The sequence below is a fragment of the Sphingobium sp. WR1 genome (genome assembly GCF_059693745.1).
The window spans coordinates 1-1,546 of record NZ_JCATID010000081.1 but is presented as its reverse complement, the minus strand read 5'-3'; the positions used below and the strand labels follow the sequence as shown (position 1 = coordinate 1,546).

Genomic DNA, 1,546 nt, shown 5'->3' with positions numbered 1-1,546 from the left:
GTGCTTGCCTCCGACCTGCACGACGCGGGCACCGATCCTGTCCCATTGCTTCAGCGTCTGCGAGGCGCTGCGCTCGGATACTCGAAGCGGCTCGCCGCCCCGGATCAGGTCGCGCACGAGGAAGCCGCTGCCGGGCTCGACCTCGCTGACCTCGTGGAGGCTCATCACTGACGATCGAAGGGCACGCAGGTAGATTTTGGTCGGGCCGCTCTCATTCCAGCCCCGGCGCCGAATATAGTCATCGACGATGTTCCGGTCGGGTTGGATGGTGCGCGTCAGCAGATCCTCGAACGCGCATCCCCACAACACGCCGGCCCAATGATCGCCGACGATGTCCGCCAGCTCGTCCGCTTCGAAGTCGAACTCCTCCATCGCCAGCCCGAGATGATCGCCGAGCGCCTCGCCCAGATGCTCGCCCCAGGCCGGCGAGGTGGCGAACTTCATGACGCCGGACAGATCGTGACCACGCTTCATGCCTGTTCCCTCTGCTGCTGACTGAATTGCTGGCGGTGCGCGGCGACGATGCGCGAGACGGTGGGTTCACTGACGCCGTAGAGCCGCGCCATCTCGGCACCGGACTTGCGGCCGGACGTGACGGACTCGGCGATTTCGCGGCGCTGCTTGTCGCCGAGCTTGGGCCGACGCCCGCCGATCCGTCCTTCTGCGCGAGCCTGGGCAAGGCCGGCGCTGGTACGCTCGCGGATCATGGCCCGCTCGAACTCGGCGAAGCTTCCCACCATCTGCATCATCATCCGCCCTGCCGCGGTGGTGGTGTCGATCGCCTCGGTCAGTGAGCGGAAGCCCGCGCCTGCCAGCTCGATCCGCTCCATGATGTGCAGCATATCCTTTAGGCTGCGCGACAGCCGGTCAAGCTTCCAGACGACGACGACGTCTCCGTCGCGCAACTGGCCGATCATCTCCAGAAGCTTGGGTCGGTCCCACCGCCCACCGCTGGCGGTCTCCTCGAACACCCGCTTGCAGCCGGCCGCATCGAGCGCGCGCCGCTGCGCGGCGTTCGACTGGTCGTCGCCCTTCGACACGCGGGCATAACCGATCAGATAGGGTTCGCGCGTCATCTGCGTCTCTTTCACAAACGGCCGTATCTGGAGGCGGAAACAGCATGCACCAATTTCCGCAGCCTTGGGTCTTTCACAATCCTCTTTCACTAAGCCAACAAAAGGCAAGAGGTTTTTGGAGGATGAAACATGCCCGCACGTATTCCGATGACCCAGCGGCAGCGCGCCGCGTTGCTTGCTTTGCCCGACAGCGAGGCGGCGGTGGTGCGACATCATGGCCTCGATGCCGAGGACCTTGCTGCGATCGGCTTCGCACGCACTCCGGCGACCCGCTTGAGCTATGCCCTGCAACTCTGCTGCCTGCGCTATCCGGGGCGACATCTGCGCACAGGCGAGCTGTTGCCTGCAATCATGCTCGACCACATCGCCGAACAGGTCGGAGTGGATGCAGGCGTCGTCGCCGACTTCGCGCGGCGAGCGCCGACCCGCTACGATCAGCTTGCCGCCATCAAGGCGCGCTTCGGATTCAC

3 protein-coding genes are annotated in these 1,546 nt (G+C 65.1%); 1 reads left to right on the top strand and 2 read right to left on the bottom strand.

The window, feature by feature from the left end; translation table 11 throughout:
• Positions 1 to 474, bottom strand: a 474-nt coding sequence (locus tag AC58EF_RS28455) for a DUF7986 domain-containing protein (protein WP_497279716.1), incomplete at its 3' end; no start/stop codon positions are given.
• Positions 471 to 1,076: a recombinase family protein gene (locus tag AC58EF_RS28450; RefSeq protein WP_026109404.1), complete on the bottom strand. Its 606-nt coding sequence runs from the start codon at positions 1,074 to 1,076 to the stop codon at positions 471 to 473. The genes AC58EF_RS28455 and AC58EF_RS28450, both read right to left, overlap by 4 nt.
• A 129-nt stretch (positions 1,077 to 1,205) precedes the next feature.
• On the opposite strand from AC58EF_RS28450, the gene AC58EF_RS28445 reads away from it, so the two are divergent.
• A partial coding sequence (locus AC58EF_RS28445; RefSeq protein WP_497279714.1) for a DUF4158 domain-containing protein occupies positions 1,206 to 1,546 on the top strand: 341 nt, incomplete at its 3' end.